The organism is Sphingobacterium sp. SGR-19 (assembly GCF_011043555.1).
GTDB lineage: Bacteria > Bacteroidota > Bacteroidia > Sphingobacteriales > Sphingobacteriaceae > Sphingobacterium.
The window spans coordinates 281,134-300,304 of sequence record NZ_JAAKGS010000005.1; the positions used below are offsets into that span (position 1 = coordinate 281,134).

Consider the following 19,171-nt stretch of genomic DNA (forward strand, 5'->3'; position numbering starts at 1 on the left):
CGATAGCTTTGTCCGGGAGTTCTTGCTTCCGGACTGCTTTTAAACAGGGATACATTATAATGAATAAAATACCTATACAGTTTTTTTTGATCCTAATAGGCGTGTTGGCTGGCTTTTCTTCCTGTGAAAAAGAAGGTGTACCAAAGGAGAAACCAGATACTCCATCGAACCGTGATTCGCTGGACAATGATTTGTTGGAGGCTCCGCCTACACACACCCAGTTGAAACTCTTCGACGGGGGAACAGAGGAATATCATTCTTATCGGATACCATCACTTATCCGGACAGCAACGGGTACATTGATCGCTTTTGCTGAGGGAAGGAAAGGAAATAATCGCGATTATGGAAATATTGATTTAGTATATAAAACTTCTAAAGACAATGGAAAAACGTGGTCAGCTCTAAAAACTGTTGTCAGCGAAGGGGATGGTACCTGGGGAAATCCGACTGCGGTAGTGGATGAATCCAACGGGCGCGTTTGGTTGTTTATGTCTTGGAATAGTGGTTATCATAATCAGTCTGGTACGGATGGCTTTGAAAGAATCGATAGTTGGGGAGAACGAAAAGTATTCGCTTCATATAGTGACAACGACGGCAATAGCTGGTCTTCTCCTGTGGACTTAACGTCTACCTTGTTACCCCGTAATTACACATGGGATGCCATAGGACCTGGTATTGGAATTCAGAAAACACAGGTGGAGGCCGTAGGAAGATTGATTATTCCGGCGATAGGTAGAAATATTTACAGTGATGACCATGGTCAGACATGGAAATATCAGCTTTTGGCTTCGGGCACGAGTGAGGGAACGATTATTGAAAAAGCCAATGGAGGTTTAATTAGAAACGATAGACCGGTCAGAACCCAATGGGAGCTTTCCAAAACAAGAAGGGTAGCAACTGGGACGATATCGAACTTTTCGAACTGGACTTCGGATGGAACCCTTTCTGATCCGGCCAATCAGGCATCAATACTGAGGTTTACATGGAACCGAAATAGGATACTTTTCTTGAATTCTGCGAGTACAACAACGAGAGGTCGGATGTTGATTAGGTTAAGTTATGACGAAGGTAAGACTTGGCCTATTGATAGACGAGTTTACGATTCCCTAACCGAACAACAGGCACAAAGCCAAGGGAAAGGCGGGTATTCTAGTATGGTAAAGACTAAAGATAATGAGATTGGTGCTTTGATCGAAATTAACGAAAATACCGGAAGCTCGGAAACTAGTAACCGTTCGATTGATTTTCACAAATTCAATTTGACGTGGGTATTAAACGGTTCTGCGGAGCCAAGGAATAAATAAATAGTAAATAAGTTAAGTCAACAAAAATGAAGATTAGTGTTTTAGTTAGTGCAGTGTTTTCTTGTTTTATCTTATCGCTTTTTGCTTTTGCTCCCGCTGATTTCAAAATCTCAAGCGATCAGTTTCAACTGCCGGTATTAAAAAAGAAAGCAAATAACCCCATCATCCGAATTAATATTGTCTCCCCTTCGGAAGGTCGTAAGCTGACAGGCATCCGCTTGGATACAGAAGGGACAACAGATCTGAAAGATATCAAAGCAGCTCGTGTCTACTATTACGGGCAGGATACTCTTCCTGGGAATATGGAAACGACGAAGGCGATATTGGTTTCAACCACACATAATGTGGGCCGAGAGCTAAGGCTTGAAAGCGATCAACTTTTAAAAAAAGGGAACAACTATTTCTGGCTTTCTTATGAACTTAATGACGACGCAAACATTTTAAATTTTGTTGACGCTAGCTTGTTATCTGTTCAAATTGATGGGAAAAACAAGAGAGCCAATAAGAAGGATAATGGAATTAAGCAACGAATTGGGGTTGCCGTTCGGAAGCATAAGCAAGATGCGGTACATACCTCCAGAATTCCGGGTTTGGCGCAAACAAATAAGGGAACGTTGATAGCAATATTTGATGCCCGTTACGACAGTGGTCGTGATTTGCAGGGACATATGGACATTGGCATTCATCGAAGTGAAGACAATGGAAATACATGGGAGCCCATACAGATCGTTATGGATATGGGGGAATGGGGTGGTTTGCCGGAGAAGTTTAATGGGGTTTCGGATGCGTGTATTCTCGTAGATAAAAATTCCGATGCGATTTATATCGCTGGTTTGTGGATGCATGGAGTGATCAATGCGGAGGGTAAATGGGTCGAGGATTTAAATGAACAAAGTGATGAGTGGAATCACCAGTGGCGGACGAAAGGTTCTCAGCCAGGATTCGGGGTGAAGCAAACTTCGCAATTCCTGATTGTAAAAAGTACCGACGACGGCAAAACTTGGTCGGATCCTATGAATATCACGGAGATGGGGAAGAAGGAAGAATGGTGGTTGTGGGCTCCGGCACCGGGCCAAGGAATTACCTTGAAAGATGGTACGTTGGTATTCCCAACCCAAGGAAGAGACGAAACCGGCGAAGCCTTTTCAAATATCACGTATAGTAAAGACGGTGGAAAAACTTGGAAATCCAGCAAACCCGCTGTGAATGAGTCGACTACTGAATGTATGGCCGTAGAGCTTTCCGACGGATCGATTATGTTGAATATGAGAGCGAATTCAAATAAAGGACGAATAGATGATTCCAATGGACGAGCTATTGCTGTCACCAAAGATTTAGGTGAAAATTGGTCTGTACATCCTACTTCGCATCGTGCTTTAATTGAACCTGTTTGTATGGCAAGCATCATTCGGCATGACTATAAAGCGGGCAGCAAGCACAAATCTGTCCTTTTATTTTCAAATCCTGCGTCAAAGACAAAGCGGCATAACATGACTATTAAACACAGTTATGACGATGGGATGCTGTGGTCTGGAGCCGACTCCTCTCTGTTGTTGGACGAATTTAACAGTCGAGGATATTCCTGCTTAACGAGTATAGATAATGAAACAATTGGAATTCTTTATGAGAGTAGTCAAGCGGATATGGTTTTCCAAGCTATTAAATTAAAAGATATCCTTAAATAAAAACAAAAATTACTAAAAGCGTAAAATAATATAACGCTGTATGAAATAACAAACGAAATAGAATGATAATGGGAAAAATTACAGGATTGGTTGCGGCTACTTTTGCGGCCTATAATGAAAATGGTGAAGTTAATTTGGCGATTATTCCGCAGATAGTGGCAAAATTGATTGATGATGGCGTCTCGGGCGTGTTTGTCTGTGGAACAAACGGGGAAGGGCCAAATCTGACAGTCGAGGAAAGACAGGCAATCGTTGAAGCCTATGTGAAAGCGGCAAGTAAGCGGATTAAAGTGATCGTTCACGTTGGGCATAGTTCGATAAAAGAAGCGCGTAAATTAGCTGCGCATGCAGAACAGGTGGGGGCAGATGCTTTCTCTTCGGTCTCGGCTTTTTACTTTAAACCGGCGTCAGTGAAGGCTTTGGTGACAAGCTTAGCCGAAATTGCTTCTGCGGCCCCGAATACACCTTTTTATTACTACAATATTCCCCATTTGACAGGCATATCCATGGATATGCTGGAACTCATAAAGCTGGCGGAAGAGATGATCCCTAACTTTGCGGGACTGAAATATACGGCGTCTACATTGCATGAATATGAGGCTTGCGTGAACTATAAAGATGGTAAATATGATGTCTTGTATGGTTTAGATGAAATGCTTTTAGGAGCATTGGCTGTAGGGGCGAAAGGAGCGGTGGGAAGTACATATACATTTGCCGCACCATTATATAACAAGATTATTGAAAACTTTGAAAATGGAAATATGGAAGAAGCCCGTAGATTACAAATGGTTTCTATCAAAATGGTGCAATCTCTGGGTAAATTTTCGCCCATTCCAGCGCAGCGCGCCATCGTAGATATGGGCGGTTTTGAACTAGGTTCGTGCCGTTTACCATTGATTGGTCTAACATCGGAAGAAAGAAAAAGACTAAAGGAAGATTTGGAAGCAAAAGATTTTTTTAAGCAGGTAGATCAATGCAGAGAGACAGCTTCTGTGCTAAATCATTAATGCGATGAAATTCTTTTATTTTATAAGTATAATCTTCTATATGGCAGTTACATCGGTTTATGCCCAGATAAATATTTCCTTTAAATGGGACACATTGGCAAATGTGCCCGACGATATCGGTTTTGCGGGTTCTTTTGCAGGAATATGGAATAATACATTGATTGTTGCAGGAGGAGCAAACTTTCCTGATAGAGGTGCTCCCTGGACAGGTTCCAAAAAAGTATGGCATGATCAAATTTTTGCGTTGGATAGCCCGGACGGTGAATGGAAAGTTATCGGAAATTTACCGACTGCGTTAGGGTACGGTGTCTCGATTACATGTGATAAAGGATTGATTTTAATCGGTGGGAGCACGCATGAAAAGCATATAGCTGAGGTACGATTGCTTCAATATGATGGGAAGAATGTTACCTTTAAACATCTCCCTGACTTACCCAAGCCTGTAGCCAATTCGACAGGCGTGATCCTGAATAATGTGGTATATGTATTGGGTGGTACGCTGGATCCTACATCGAAGGAAACGCAGAACAATTTTTGGTCTTTAGACCTCAATAAATCTGCGACAACATGGAAAGTGCTGGACTCTTGGCCTGGACCTTCGCGGATGCTTGCTATTGCGGGCGCACAGAATGGCGCAATTTATCTATTTAGCGGCACTCACCTGAAGAATGGTGATCGTGAGTATCTAAAAGATGCCTATAAGTACACAGTCGGGCGGGGCTGGGAAAGAATTGCCGATTTGCCACACGCGATCGTTGCGGCGCCTAGTCCGGCTTTTGCTGTAGGTAACGGCAACTTGGTCGTTTTTGGTGGGGATAGCGGTTCACAGATTGGAATAAATCCAAAAAAGGAGAAACATCAGGGATTTTCAAAAACTGTTTTGTCGTACAGTACAAAATATAATAATTGGACCGAGGTTGGCGTTCAACCCAGTGATGCAGCTGTAACTACACCATTAGTGGTATGGAATAACAAAGCTATAATCCCTGGTGGTGAGATAAGGCCCTCGGTGAGAACAACAAAAGTTGTTGTCGCGGAAGCCATTAAAACCTCTGAATAAGTGCGTTCGCGACACATGTACATGGCGATTCGCTAATGGTGGCATATTGCCGATTAAACAAATACGCTGATGAAAAATTCAAAATATTACCCTTGGGTCGTTGTAGGCCTTTTGTGGATTGTTGCATTGCTCAATTACATGGATAGACAGATGTTGGCTACAATGCGACCCAGTATGGAAGCTGACATTGTTGAATTACAATCGGCTACAAACTTTGGCCATTTAATGGCTATTTTCTTATGGATATATGGTTTTATGAGTCCTGTCGCGGGAGGTATAGCGGATAAATTCAATCGAAAATGGCTTATCGTGGGGAGTTTATTTGTTTGGTCTGGTGTAACTTTTGCCATGGGGTATGCGAATACTTTTCAACAGCTTTATTGGTTAAGAGCTGTCATGGGGGTAAGCGAGGCACTGTATATTCCTGCTGGACTTTCTCTCATAGCTGATTTTCATCAGGAAAAAACGAGATCCCTAGCTGTTGGTATTCATATGACGGGACTATATATGGGGCAGGCACTTGGAGGTTTTGGTGCGACGGTAGCAGAAGCGTTTACATGGCATACCGCATTTCGTGCCTTTGGGCTTATAGGAATAGTATATGCTATTATCTTGATATTTTTCTTACGAGAAGCTAAATCTGCTGTTAATAGTATAAAGACTGCGCAAGAAAAGTTGGAGAAACAACGTCCGTTTGCCTTTAAAGCACTGGCTATATTGTTTACCAATATTTCCTTTTGGGTTATACTTTTTTATTTTGCCGTGCCAAGCTTACCTGGGTGGGCAACAAAAAACTGGCTTCCGACACTTTTTGCACAAAATCTAGATATTCCTATGTCTAGTGCGGGACCATTGTCGACGATTACAATTGCTGTTTCGTCCTTTATAGGGGTTATTTGTGGAGGGATTCTATCCGATAGATGGGTACAACGCAATATAAAGGGTAGAATTTATACGAGTGCTATCGGCATTGCTTTAACGATTCCATCGTTATTGCTGTTAGGTTTTGGTCATTCGCTCTTTCATGTTGTCACTGCAGCCCTTTGTTTCGGTTTAGGATTCGGTATGTTTGATGCGAATAATATGCCCATCTTATGCCAGTTTGTGTCTTCAAAATATCGGGCAACAGCCTATGGGTTGATGAATATGGTCGGTGTTTTCTCCGGTGCATATATCACGGATTTTCTCGGACGATCTTCGGATGCGGGGCATTTAGGAAAAGATTTTGCCACACTCGCAGGAATTGTCTTGATCGCGCTGCTGATCCAATTATATTTTCTCCGCCCTAAGGTGAACGATTATGTAGACTGAGATGCCTTATTGCCAAAGAGACATGCTACTGCCCTTTGCCAAAAAGTTCCGTCCGCAAATCCTGATAGCTATGCAGTGTGGCTTCGGCATTATTGAAGTCGCTCTGCGTCATGTATATCTGGCCCAGCTTGTCCGCAATAGCCAGCTGGAGCAGTTTGTTATCCTCTGATTTAGCCAGTTCGTCCGCTTGCAGAAATTCCTTTTTTGCAACATTATAATTCTTTTGGACAAATTTGGAGGATGCCAGCATATATTCAATTTCCGCAAGCTCTCCGCTGAAGTTTTTGCTATTCGCCAGATCTCGTGCCTGAATTAGAAACCACTGGGCTTCCGTATGTTTATTTTGTAACTGGTAAATTCGGGCTAAGGTTTGCCAAGCGATGATTTTTTGTTCGTAGGCTTTCGCCCGGTTTAGCAATGGAATAGCCTTGCGGATGATGTTGTTCTCCGCAGAACGGTAATCTTTGTCGTGTGCTTGAATAAGTGCTATTTTCAACAGGGAATTGGCCTGATCAATAATACTTTTCTGCTGCACAGCTGTTTTATAGTAAGCTTCTTGAAAATAACCTGCCTGTTGAATATTCTTGTCGTATAAATAAATGTTGGCCAGATTATATTGAATAACAGCTACATCGGATGTGTTTGATGTTTTTTGCGCATGTTGAAGGGCACTTTGCAGCAAGTCTAGCGTTCGGGCGATGGTTCCTTCTTTTAAGGATAACGATGCGTAAGTATGTAATAAACCGTAGGCTGCGTTATAATTGCCGCGCTCAACTTCCCGTTCTACCAATTCATTCCGCGCCAAAGCAGTACTGGGTAAAGGCGACAGTAAGTGCTGCACGTTCATTTCAGCACGTGTAGTTTTAAAATCCACCATCAATTCCTGAAAGTCAAGTGCTCTATCGATACTGTCTTGAAAGACTGTTTTTTCTTTGTACGAATCCGTCAGTAACTCCTCACGAGTTCGGGGAGCTGGAAGTACATATACCCGAGGTCCTATGCCGTCAAAATCCGTATCGTATTTATTAATATAGCCCGCGGGATCCAATGCACCGTCGGCCTGCTGTGCTTGGGTATCAGTACTGAATCCTAGAACAAATAATCCTATAATAATATAAATCAGACTCTTTTGATAGAGTTTCATGTGCATTCCTTTCCTATTTTACAAAGTTATAGCCTAATTTGCACATTCGCAAATGGGGGGCTTTTCCCGCCGACATAAAATCTTTACACAATATCTCGCCGATTATTAAGTTATTTAAAAGTAAATTAATGTTTAACTTAGTAGTCTCAGGTCGTTAATTTTAGCGACCCTATTATTTTCTGCTTTGTTTTCAGTATTTTTATGGCATTCAAAATTTCGTTGTAAGTTTTGGATACTGAAAAGGAATATTGCGAATGTATTTTAAAAAAATATCTTATATGTTTAAGAATATCGTATTTGGTCTGGCTTTAATTTCGTTTATAGCTTGTGGATCAAAACCCCGCGTGAGTTTGGATGAAGAGGCGTTACAATTAAAACCTTCGGCACAGCATGAAGTGATTGCAGCCGAGGTTGCCAACCTATTGGAAAACTATAGTTATAAAAAAGTACCGATGACAGATTCGTTGTCGCGGATTGTGTTCGCAAACTTATTGGAGTCGATGGATCAAGGACGTAATTACTTGTTACAGGCCGATATCGATGACTTCAAGCAATTTGAGAATACCGTTAGCCAAGATTTTAGAAAAGGCGATTTATCCGCACCGTTCTATATTTTCAATGTGTATTCCCAACGCTATTTGGAGGCAATGGAATATGCGCTGACACAGGTAGATGCTCCCCATGATTTTGATGTTGATGAGAAATATGTGGCGTATAGGGAAAAACTTCCTTATTTTAAGAATGATACTGAATTAAAAGATCAGTGGAGAAAGCGTGTAAAATATGACTTGTTGAATTTACGGTTGACAAGTACCGACAAAGATTCCGTTGACGTAGAAAAACATAAGGAGACGTTGCGCAAACGCTACAAAAATCTCGTTAGCCAAGCAAAGCAAACCAATTCAAATGACGCATTTCAGCTTATAATGACTGCTTTGACAGATGCTGTTGATCCGCATACGACGTATTATAACCCTTCATTTGCACAAGCATTTAACGAAAGTATGTCCAATACATTTGAAGGTATCGGTGCGCGTTTGATGATGGAAAACGAAATGGTCACTATCAAGGAGATTATTGCGGGAGGGCCGGCCTTTAAAGACAAAAGCTTAAATGTGGATGATAGAATTATCGGTGTAGCACAAGGAGAGGAAGAGTTCGAGGATATCATTGGCTGGCGTTTGGATGCAGCGGTAGCAAAAATTAAAGGACCAAAAAATACTATCGTACGATTGAAAGTGATTCCGGCAGGGCAAGAACTTACCGCACAACCGAAAATTGTAGCGCTGAAAAGAGATAAGATTGTTATCGAAGAAGAATCAGCAAAAAAGGAAATAAAGCAAGTTAAAGATGAAAATGGAAAAACGTATAAGTTAGGGCTCATCAAATTACCAAAATTCTATATCGATTTCGAGGCGTACCGTCGTCGTGATCCAAACTATAAAAGTACGACAAGAGATGTCCGTCTGATTTTGGATACCCTTCGTCAGGAAAATGTAGATGCTGTTGTTTTAGATTTAAGAAATAACGGTGGTGGTTCGTTGCAGGAGGCTATCGAATTGACAGGATTATTTATTGACAAGGGGCCGATTGTTCAAGTGCGTGATGTGCGTGATCGGGTGGAAGTAGATAATGACAATGATCCGGGCGTGGCGTGGGACGGCCCGTTCGGTGTGTTGATCAATCGTTTTTCAGCATCTGCATCAGAGATTTTCGCCGGTGCTATTCAAGACTACGGTAGAGGTATCGTATTGGGAACGCAGTCTTATGGAAAAGGAACCGTGCAGTCCGCTATTGATATGTCGCGTTTTATCAGCGCAACTAATAAATTATTATTAAAAGCTAAAGGGCTGGACAAAGATCCGGATACACCCAATGGTGCACCGGAATTCGGTCAGATTAACATTACGATGGGTAAATTTTATCGCGTAACAGGAAGCAGTACACAGCATAAAGGTGTGCTCCCCGATATTGCTTTCCCGACACAGTATACGGCAGAAAAATTCGGCGAGAGCTCAGAGCCATCGGCCTTGCCATGGGATCAGATTAAGCCCTCTAGCTTTACTGCGGTAGCGGATTTAACGGATTTAAAAGGTCAGCTTAAGGGAATCCACGAATTGCGTATGGAGAAATCCCCAGAGTATGCCTATCTTATGGAAGATATCGAGGAGTTCCAGAAGCTGGATTCCATCCAGGAAATTAGTTTAAACCAAGACAAGCTAAAACAGGAGCGGGAAAAGACAAGAGCTAAAAATAGAGCGCGCATTAATAAAGGATTAGAACTACGTGGACTTCCTTTGTGGAAAGAGGGCGAACCGCAGCCTAAAGCGGATTTCGACTTTATCTTAGACGAAAGTCTGAGTGTGATGGCGGATTATATACGACTTGGACAAACCAAGTTAGCAAAGAAATAACCTAACAAGAGACGCGATTCATCGCGTCTCTTCTCGTTTATATTCATTAAAACAATTTCAGTTGGGGGTCGGTAACGCGGAATGTTTTTCTGTGATATGGACTGATACCGTGTTGTAAAATAGCGTTCCGGTGTTTAATCGTCGGATATCCCTTATTAGACAACCAATCGTAATGTGGAAATTCGTTTGCGAGATTGTGCATATATTCATCCCGATAGGTTTTCGCTAAAATAGAGGCCGCAGCGATGGACAAGTATTTTCCGTCACCTTTTATGATACACTGATGAGGTATGTCTTGATATGCTTTGAACCTGTTGCCGTCTACAATGATATACGCTGCTTTTGTTTGGAGTTGATCCAATGCGCGATGCATGGCCAAATAGGATGCATTTAAAATATTGATATTATCTATTTCCTGTGCCGAAACACTGGCTACGGCAAAATCCAGAGCCTCTTTCTCAATGACGGAACGTAGAGACATTCTTTTCTTTTCCGAAAGCTGCTTGGAATCATTAAGCAATGTATTGCAGTAATCCGCGGGAAAGATAACGGCGGCGGCGAATACAGGTCCTGCTAAGCATCCTCTCCCCGCTTCATCACAACCCGCCTCCGTTACATCTCGCTGAAAAGTTGATAATAACATCCTGCTAAAATACGAATATGATCGGAGTGTATGTAACGCTAACAAAAAAACTCCACTTTAAAATTTTGATGCGTCCCACTGCTCCGCACTTCTCTTGCATCGAGAAAGTTTATTGCATAACCCCCTCCTTAACTTTAATTGTCGCATCCAGATGTTTGAGGTATGTAGAAACTCATTCTTAGTACTATCCATCATCTCAAATATCTGAAGCGACGCTTTTTTGCGCAACTTTTTTCTAAAAAAAGTTGCTTAAAGCAAACCTTCATTTTAGAAGCTGTTAACACGCCGCCCCTGGGGCTCTATGTAACATGTATGTGATATTCAATAAAAAAGCATTCTTGTTTTTTACTTTGCTGTGATTAACAAGTCTATACGTAAATCATTAATGAAGTTAATAACAACTAACGATGAAAGCATTTCTTCTTAGCGTACTATTAATCGTAGGAATGGGTCAGTCTTTTGCACAAAAGAAGCAAAAGTTAACGATTTCGTCATTACCCGATATGAAGATTGATGCTGATCTAAGAGAGTGGGACACGCTATATAATGTAGCAGATGAAGGGTTTTGGTTTTATCAGCTAGCACAGGACGCGGCTAATCTCTATATTGCCGTTCGTGTAGAGAATCCCATGATACAGCATTTGGCTGCCAGAAATGGGATTTTGCTGACCGTACAGTCTAATAAAAAAAACAGAGACGATATCCAATTTCTCTTTCCCTATCCAGATAGTGAGGTGAAGCGTGCAATGATGAATGAAAGCCACGATTCAGACGTCGCGTATAAAACTGCGTTAATAGACCGGTCGCGAGGATATTTTGTATACGGTTTCCCCACAGTGCCTAATGGGCTTTTGTCTTTGAGAAATGGCTACGGCCTAGAAGCAAAAGCTCGTGTGTACGATGGGAAATTGTACTACGAAGCGCTTGTCCCAAAATCGTTATTGGATTATATAACGCCAGTTGCGACCTTAAAACTGGGTATTCATGATGGCTTTACACCATTGGTCTCATCGAACAAAAATGCTACGGTCCGGTCTGGAGGAATGTATGGCCCCTATAGAGGACGGTCTACATCCCGGTCTAAAGATAAACCAACCTTGGCAGTACTACTGGAAACAAAAATAAATTAGTATACGATTTTTAAATAAATATGAAAGATTTTTTGATGGTAATTTACGCTCTGGCTGTTTGGTTATCGGCTTCCAATGTGCTTGCGCAGACAGGTAAAACAGTACAGGGTATGTTGCGGGATAATGAATCGAGGGTAGTGGCAGGAGCTTCTGTGCAATTGGAAGGTGATAAGGATACCTTGGGCACAAGCGCTTCCCCAGCAGGCATATTTGTATTCAATAATGTAAAATCAGACAATTTTACTATTAAAGTATCTAGTTTGGGCTTCGAGCCTTTCGAACGGCAATTCAGCTTTTCGCCAGGGCAGGATAAAATGATGATTCCATCGTTTGAGCTGCAAGGGATCGCGAATATGCTGGAAGAAGTGGTTGTAGATGGTGTAATTACCGTACAGGTGAAAGGAGATACGGTCGAATATGCTACAAAGGACCTGAAATTACGGGAAGGTGCGTTAGCAGAGGATGCCCTAAAAAGATTGCAGGGGGTGGAAGTAGACAAGGAAGGGAATGTAACAGCTCAAGGGGAACAGATTACTCGTGTTCGTATTAATGGTAAAGACTTTTTTGGTGGCGATGTGAAAACAGCTACGCAAAACCTCCCCGCCAATATTATTGAAAAGATGCAAGTGATCGATGATTATGGAGATATGGCAAACTTGACAGGTAATAGAACCGGAGATTCGGAAAAGGTTTTAAATATTCAGATCGATCCGGAATATAATAAAGGACAAATGTCTACGATACGCGTAGGTTATGGAACGGAAGAAAGATTCCAGACCACGGGTATGTGGATGGGCCTAACGGACAAGACACAGGTCTCTGTATTAGGAAACTTGAATAATATGAATGCGAACTTATTCGACTTTAATACAATGGGGGGTGGTGCACGTCGACGTATGGGCGGCGGTGGCGGCCGTGGAGGAGGCGGCGCATGGGGTGGTTCGGATGGTATCACCAAGGTAGGATCAATTGGTTTAAACGTCCGGCATGATTTCAGTGATAAGTTGAAGGTGTATGGTTCGTATTCGTTTGGTCGGGATGATAATAATACACAAACGCAATCATTTACCGAATATATCGGACAAAATATGGGCGTTGATAGTGATCAGGATAATAACAGCATCCGTACGAATCATCGTATGGAAGCCAATGTGGAATGGAATATTTCAGAAAAAGACTATTTAAAATTGACACCGCAGTTTGGCTTTAACAAGAATGATGCGGATAATCTCGATAATTCTATATTTTATTTGGACAATGTGCTGGATTATACACAAGCGCAGACCCAATTGAACGGTAGTAATGCGCCACGTTACGGGATCAGTGGATTATACAACAGACGGTTGAACGACAAAGGAAGAAATTTCTTTATCAATTTTAATTACGACAATTCCGTTACAGAAAGCGATTATAACCAGATTTTAGATCGCCTCATCTATGACCCGAACAATCAAGATCAAACGATCGGAGAGATCTATGAACAAACTATACGGGAAGCGCAAAACAAAAGTTGGAACGCCGGAACATCTGTTTCTTACACGGAGCCTCTTGGAGAAAAGAGTCGGATGGAACTGACATACGACTTTAATATAAACGATTATGATAATTTCGACAGGCAAAATGGATTTGATAGAGACGGTAATCCTATATCTAACGGAGTAGATGCCGCCGCCGTGCTGAACTATTCATATGATTATGACTACGCATTTACCTCCCACCGGGTGGGGACAAACTATTCTTATGACAACGATAAAATTAAGTATAGTATAGGAGCTGCGGTACAACCTACTGTTTTGAGTGGAAATGCATATAATGCATCGGAATCTGCCGTTATTAACCGGAATAACTTTAATGTCATTCCAATTGCCCGCTTTGAATATCGGTTTTCTAAACAATCCAATATTACGTTTAATTATTCTGCCCGAGCTTCTGAACCGGGGGTGTCGCAGATATTGCCTTTTGAAGTGAGTACAAACCGTACAAGTACGACTATTGGGAATCCTAATCTCGATCCTGAATTTCAACACAGTGGACGAATTCGTTTCCGTAGTGGCGATTTCCAAAAAGGAAAGACATTTTTTGCCACTATTAGCGCGAATTTGACCAATGACAAAATCGTTTCTTTTAATAAGCGTTATCCTGTCGAGGGAGATGGTATTTACCAGGAAGTACGTTACTTAAACGAATCCGAGCCTGTTTATTCCGTTAATTCATTTTACCATCTGGGACGCTCGCTGAAAGATAAGACTTATAATATTATGTATATGGGTAGCGTTAATTATAATAAGAATATCGCTTATATATCAGAAGATCCGGATGCATTAGTAGGGAATAAGAACGTGACCAATAACACGGTTTTGATGCAAGGATTGTTCTTTCGGTATACACCATCAGAGAATCTGGAAATTAATCCCGGTGCACGCTATTCTTACAATATAACGAAGTCCTCCTTGCCGCAGTATTCTCAAGGAAATGTTTCCTCGTTTTCGCCAACGCTGATCGGTTCTGTAAATATCACACCGACGACCATTTTTGGAGCTGATATTTCCAAGACGTTTAATAAAGGTTACCGAGCCACGGAGAATCCATTTATCATCAATACCTACATTGAACAACGCCTGTTGAAAGGGCAACGGGGTACAATTCGTTTACAAGCATTTGACCTATTGGATGAGCAGATCAATATCAACAGAACAGTTGGCGATATTTTGACAGATTCCCGGACGAATCGCTTAGGAAGATATTTTATGTTGACCTTTACCTTTAGGTTTCAGAAATTTTCGGGAATGAATCCTTTTCAAGAAGAAAGAGGACCAGGGGGGATGAGGCGACCGAGGATGTAAATGTCCTTTTTTATTCCTACTTTTGGAATTTGACTTTGATGAATATGGAATATGAAATTATCCGCTTGGATAACGGTATCCGTGCGGTATTTCACCGTCAGATTTCTCCTGTTACGCATACCTGTTTGGTTGTAAATGCCGGTTCCCGCGATGAAGAAGAGGGCAAATACGGCGTGGCTCACTTTATCGAACATTTACTGTTTAAGCAAACAGAAAGACGTTCCATGCAACAGATTCTCAACTATTTGGAAGCTGTCGGGGGAGATTTAAATGCTTACACTACTAAGGAATACACGTGTGTGCATGCCTCTATTCTAAAACCACACCTGCATAAGGCGCTCGACTTATTTGAGGACATCATCTTCCATTCTACGTTTCCAACGGATGAAATGGAAAAAGAAAAAGGGGTCATCATCGACGAAATGGCATCCTATCGGGATAATCCCGAAGAGTCTATTATGGACGATTATGAAGATTTGATTTTTAAACGTTCGGGATTGGGACACAATATTTTGGGTTTGGAGAAGGATCTTTTGGGTTTTACAAAAGAAGATGTTCAGCAATTTATCCATCAAAATTACCATACCAATGACATCGTTATCGGTATCACAGGTGATTATGAACTAAAAACGGTGGAGAAGATGTTGAGGCGTTACTTTGAGCCGGTAAAGGAGAACAGACCTGTACGTTCCCGTCAGGAAGTATTTGTGAATATGTCCGAGCACGTGGAGTTACAGAAACCGATCAATCAAGTGCATTTTATGCTAGGGGCACCTGCGTATAGTATTCATGACGACCGTAAAACCGGTTTGTTGCTGCTCAATAATATGTTGGGTGGATTTGGTATGACATCTATCCTTAATCTTGCTGTCCGGGAAAAATACGGAATTGCTTACACGATTGAATCAAACTATACGCTCTTTACCGATACGGGGTTGTTCACGATCTATCTCGGCACCGATGAAGAAAAAATCAAACGTGCCAAAAAGATCGTTTTTCGCGAACTTGATAAATTGAAGGCAAAGGGAGTCTCTGAAAATCAACTGCAAAAAGCAAAAAATAAGTTTAAAGGGCAAATTGCACTCGCGGAGGAGAATAGGATGAGTATGATTATAGCGGAAGCAAAAAATGTAATGGACTACGATCGGGTTATACCGCTGAATGAGGTATTTGAAAAGATAGATGCGGTGTCTGCCAGTGACTTGTTGTCCATTGCCCAGGATATTTTTGACGAAAAGAAGCTCACATCGTTAGCGTTTGTTCCGGAAATGGAGTAGAAGTGAAACGCGATACGATTTTAAGAAAATAATTTTTACTTTGTATTATGAAAACAGCATACATTTTTCCAGGTCAAGGTGCTCAGTTCGTAGGAATGGGACAAGACTTATACAATTTAAATGAAGAGACAAAGGCTCTTTTTGAACAAGCAAATGATATTTTAGGTTTCCGTATTACCGATAGGATGTTTTCTGGAACGGATGAGGACCTAAAGCAGACAAACGTAACGCAGCCGGCTATTTTCCTTCATTCGGTTATTTTGTCGAAAGCTTTAGGTGACAGCTTTCAGCCGACGATGGTGGCAGGTCACTCATTGGGAGAATTCTCTGCATTGGTAGCGGCAGGAGCTTTATCTTTTGAAGATGGGCTGAGGTTAGTCGCGAAACGCGCCAATGCGATGCAAAAAGCATGTGAGGCACAGCCCTCAACAATGGCTGCCATTTTAGGGCTAGACGATGAAACCGTAGAAAAAATATGTGCACAAGTAGAAGATATTGTTGTTGCGGCCAATTACAATTGTCCGGGGCAATTAGTTATTTCGGGAACGATAGAGGGTGTAGATAAGGCTTGTGTCTTATTGACGGAAGCTGGCGCTAAACGAGCTTTAAAATTAAACGTCGGAGGAGCATTCCATTCCCCACTGATGGAGCCGGCAAAAGTAGAATTGCAAGCTGCTATCGAAGAAACAGAAGTCAAAGTACCTATTTGTCCGATTGTACAGAATGTGGATGCAAAGCCCTATACTGATCCGATACAAATCAAAGCGAATTTAATAGCACAATTAACTGGCGCTGTCCGTTGGACACAGACGGTGCAACAGATGCTAGCTGACGGTGCGGAAGCCTTCGTAGAAGTTGGACCGGGAAATGTATTGCAAGGGTTGGTTAAAAAGGTAGATCGTTCGGCGCAGACTTCGGCGGCGTCGATTGCTTAGCTTGTAGAAAAGAGAGGCGCAATGCCTGCCTACCACGGTAGACATCGCGCCTCTCTTTTTATTTCGCTTCTTCGAGCACTTGCGTGTTCAAATTCACGTATTCTTCATTATTACCGGCTTTAGCCATCGCAACCCCCTCGGTTGCGGCTTTGATAGCTCCAGCTTTATCGCCAGCTTTCAGTAAAATTCTGGCTTTCCAGTATTTGATATGTGGTGCTTTTGTATTGCCCTTGTCGGCTTCATTAGCCCATTCAACCGCTTTGTTAATATCCAGATTGTTATTGTAATAATACTGAGCGGCTGCAAAATAAGGTTTCTTTTCTCCTTTCATGGCTTCCTCGATACCTGCCATGATTTCCTTAGACTGGTCTACGGCAATAGGGAAGGAAACTTTCGTATTTTCCCAAGACAACGTTAAATCTGCACTGTTCGGTTTTACATTCTCAAAGGCTATCGTGAACGACTCTACTTTATCCGTGGTTTTTTTTGATTTGGCTTGAAAACGTAAAAAATCTTCGCTTTGGTTGTACTGGTAAGCACCCCATTGCTCTACGTTCTTACTTAGAATGATGGTCCAATCACCTTTGGTCGGTATCGTAAAGAGGCCATAGGTGCCGGCAGGCACTTTATTGCCCGCGATCGTGACTTCCTCTTCAAAAGTAATAGCAGGTATGCCATTGGCTCCTGTCCGCCAAACTTGATCGTAAGGTACTAGCCCCCCGAAAATTGTCCGGCTGTTTGCGTTCGGGCGCTGATATACAAGGGTAACCTTTTTGATACCGATGCCCTGTTCGATTTTTGTCGTGCTGCTGGCGGGCGGAAACTTCGCCTGCGCTCGTGACTCTTGTGCGGAAAACAAGATCATCCCAGCAAATACCAACGAAAAGAATGTCTTCTTCATATTGTATGTTGTTTGTTTTGTATGCTAAGATAAGATTTCTTATGATTTTTTCCCCACTTTATGACCCGCGATACCGTAATAAAGAATAAATAAATAGCAGGGAAGGGCTATCCAGTAAGCTGCATGGGAACCTACCATGTGGGCTATTTGTCCGTAAATTAGTGGTATAACAGCTCCACCTGCAATACCCATAACTAATAAACCTGAAGCTGCATTGGTAAATCTCCCTACTCCTTTTAATGCCAACGGCCAAATAGCCGGCCATACTAAGGAATTTGCTAAACCTAACAACGCAACAAAAGTAAGCGAAAGCATGCCATCTGTAAAAACAATTCCTAATGTAAATAGGATACCTAAGGTAGCACATGCTTTCATGGCGGTTTCTTGTGTAAAATACTTTGGTATCGCGATAATCCCGATAATGTAACCAAATACCATTGCTCCCATTGTATATCCAGTAAAAACAGTTGCTTTATCTAAGCTGACACCTTGCGATACACCATAGGCAATAATAGTGTCGCCGGCAAGAACTTCCACTCCTACATACATAAACAGTGCGATGAAGCCCAATATAACATGTGGAAAATCCCAAATACTATTTTTATCTTCCGATACAATATGGTGGTCAGCTGTTTCTTCTTCATCCCCTTTTACTTCTGGAAGATTTGCACGCGAAATCCATATAGCTAGAAGCACCAGCACAACAACAATACCGATATAGGGATTCACGACCTGTAGCGCCACTTGATCCAGCGCAGCCGAATATTGATCTGCCGGCATCGACTCCACCTGTTTAGCAATCTTATCGGCTTCGCCAAGATTTAGGAATAACCCTAATAAGACTGGAGCAATAGCACCTGCTACTTTATTGCAAATACCCATAATACTGATCCGTCTTGCTGCTGTTTCAACCGGTCCGATGATGGTAATATAGGGATTGGATGCTGTTTGTAGTATAGCTAGACCTCCCCCCATCGTAAATAAACCTACTAAAAAAATGAGATATGTTCTAGTGTAGGCGGCTGGAATAAACAATAAAGCGCCTACAGCCATCACACCAAGAGAGATCGCCATTCCTTTCTTAAACCCGTATTTGTTTAATACCCAGGTGGAGACTGGTGCCATGACCAAATAAGCGATATAGAACGCAAAAGTTACAAAATAAGATTGTACTTCTGTTAGTTCACATGCTATTCGGAGATAAGGTATCAATAAAGAATTTAGCCAGGTAGCAAAACCGAAAATAAAGAATAAAGAAGCAATAATAATCATTGGTCCTATTGAAGATTGACCAATTTGTTGTGTTGAGGTTTTCGAATCCATTTGTGGAATATTAGATTTAATATGAGATTATCAAAATCGAATTACAAGACTAATAAAATATATTGATATTAGGAAACAGAAATATGTACACAAACGGTTGCATTCTGTAAAAAAATAGAGAGACTTCATTTGGGGGTGAAGTCTCTCTAAAACCTAAACCGTATCATAAAACCATATCGAATGGTGTTTGTATA

Annotated in this window: 14 protein-coding genes; 10 read left to right on the forward strand and 4 right to left on the reverse strand. The window is 41.7% G+C overall.

The genetic code is table 11. From position 1 onward, the window contains the following. The first annotated feature begins 59 nt into the window (after positions 1 to 59). The 5 genes from G5B43_RS11905 (at position 60) to G5B43_RS11925 (ending at position 6,367) form a co-directional block, all read left to right on the forward strand. The gene (locus G5B43_RS11905) at positions 60 to 1,304 is read left to right on the forward strand and encodes a sialidase family protein (protein ID WP_165294967.1); all 1,245 of its coding nucleotides are present in this window, start codon (positions 60 to 62) and stop codon (positions 1,302 to 1,304) included. 26 nt (positions 1,305 to 1,330) lie between these two features. Then, positions 1,331 to 2,989: a sialidase family protein gene (locus G5B43_RS11910; RefSeq protein WP_165294968.1), complete on the forward strand. Its 1,659-nt coding sequence runs from the start codon at positions 1,331 to 1,333 to the stop codon at positions 2,987 to 2,989. A 68-nt stretch (positions 2,990 to 3,057) separates the two neighbouring features. Next, positions 3,058 to 3,996: a dihydrodipicolinate synthase family protein gene (locus G5B43_RS11915; RefSeq protein WP_165294969.1), complete on the forward strand. Its 939-nt coding sequence runs from the start codon at positions 3,058 to 3,060 to the stop codon at positions 3,994 to 3,996. A 40-nt stretch (positions 3,997 to 4,036) separates the two neighbouring features. Next, entirely contained in the window at positions 4,037 to 5,056 is a 1,020-nt protein-coding gene (locus G5B43_RS11920; protein WP_165294970.1) for a kelch repeat-containing protein, read from the forward strand. A 69-nt stretch (positions 5,057 to 5,125) separates the two neighbouring features. Next, positions 5,126 to 6,367, forward strand: a complete 1,242-nt coding sequence (locus G5B43_RS11925) for an MFS transporter (protein ID WP_165294971.1) — start codon at positions 5,126 to 5,128, stop codon at positions 6,365 to 6,367. 25 nt (positions 6,368 to 6,392) lie between these two features. Here the strand turns inward: G5B43_RS11925 and G5B43_RS11930 are convergent, their stop codons facing one another. Further along, positions 6,393 to 7,517, reverse strand: a complete 1,125-nt coding sequence (locus G5B43_RS11930) for a tetratricopeptide repeat protein (RefSeq protein ID WP_240904854.1) — start codon at positions 7,515 to 7,517, stop codon at positions 6,393 to 6,395. 272 nt (positions 7,518 to 7,789) lie between these two features. Here G5B43_RS11930 and G5B43_RS11935 point away from each other — a divergent pair, with 272 nt between their 5' ends. Further along, positions 7,790 to 9,925: a carboxy terminal-processing peptidase gene (locus G5B43_RS11935; RefSeq protein WP_165294972.1), complete on the forward strand. Its 2,136-nt coding sequence runs from the start codon at positions 7,790 to 7,792 to the stop codon at positions 9,923 to 9,925. 46 nt (positions 9,926 to 9,971) lie between these two features. On the opposite strand, the gene G5B43_RS11940 is transcribed toward G5B43_RS11935, so the two are convergent. Then, positions 9,972 to 10,568, reverse strand: a complete 597-nt coding sequence (locus G5B43_RS11940) for a ribonuclease HII (protein ID WP_165294973.1) — start codon at positions 10,566 to 10,568, stop codon at positions 9,972 to 9,974. Positions 10,569 to 10,975: 407 nt separating this feature from the next. Here G5B43_RS11940 and G5B43_RS11945 point away from each other — a divergent pair, with 407 nt between their 5' ends. Genes G5B43_RS11945 through fabD form a run of 4 tightly spaced genes read left to right on the forward strand, consistent with a single transcriptional unit; the run spans position 10,976 to position 16,753 of the window. Next, a complete protein-coding gene (locus G5B43_RS11945; protein ID WP_165294974.1) occupies positions 10,976 to 11,698 on the forward strand; it encodes a hypothetical protein in 723 nt (240 codons plus the stop codon). 20 nt (positions 11,699 to 11,718) lie between these two features. Beyond that, positions 11,719 to 14,541 (forward strand): outer membrane beta-barrel protein, encoded by a 2,823-nt coding sequence (locus G5B43_RS11950; RefSeq protein ID WP_165294975.1) that lies wholly within the window; start codon positions 11,719 to 11,721, stop codon positions 14,539 to 14,541. Positions 14,542 to 14,585: 44 nt separating this feature from the next. Next, positions 14,586 to 15,818, forward strand: a complete 1,233-nt coding sequence (locus G5B43_RS11955) for a M16 family metallopeptidase (RefSeq protein WP_206367341.1) — start codon at positions 14,586 to 14,588, stop codon at positions 15,816 to 15,818. Between the two features lie 47 nt (positions 15,819 to 15,865). Then, on the forward strand, positions 15,866 to 16,753 hold the full coding sequence (gene fabD, locus G5B43_RS11960; RefSeq protein WP_165294977.1) for an ACP S-malonyltransferase: 888 nt from the start codon (positions 15,866 to 15,868) through the stop codon (positions 16,751 to 16,753). A gap of 58 nt (positions 16,754 to 16,811) precedes the next feature. On the opposite strand, the gene G5B43_RS11965 is transcribed toward fabD, so the two are convergent. Together G5B43_RS11965 and G5B43_RS11970 are read right to left on the reverse strand one after the other, a co-directional pair. Continuing rightward, a complete protein-coding gene (locus G5B43_RS11965; RefSeq protein WP_165294978.1) occupies positions 16,812 to 17,654 on the reverse strand; it encodes a DUF2911 domain-containing protein in 843 nt (280 codons plus the stop codon). Between the two features lie 39 nt (positions 17,655 to 17,693). Further along, entirely contained in the window at positions 17,694 to 18,977 is a 1,284-nt protein-coding gene (locus G5B43_RS11970) for a sugar MFS transporter (RefSeq protein WP_165294979.1), read from the reverse strand. Positions 18,978 to 19,171 lie beyond the last annotated feature (194 nt).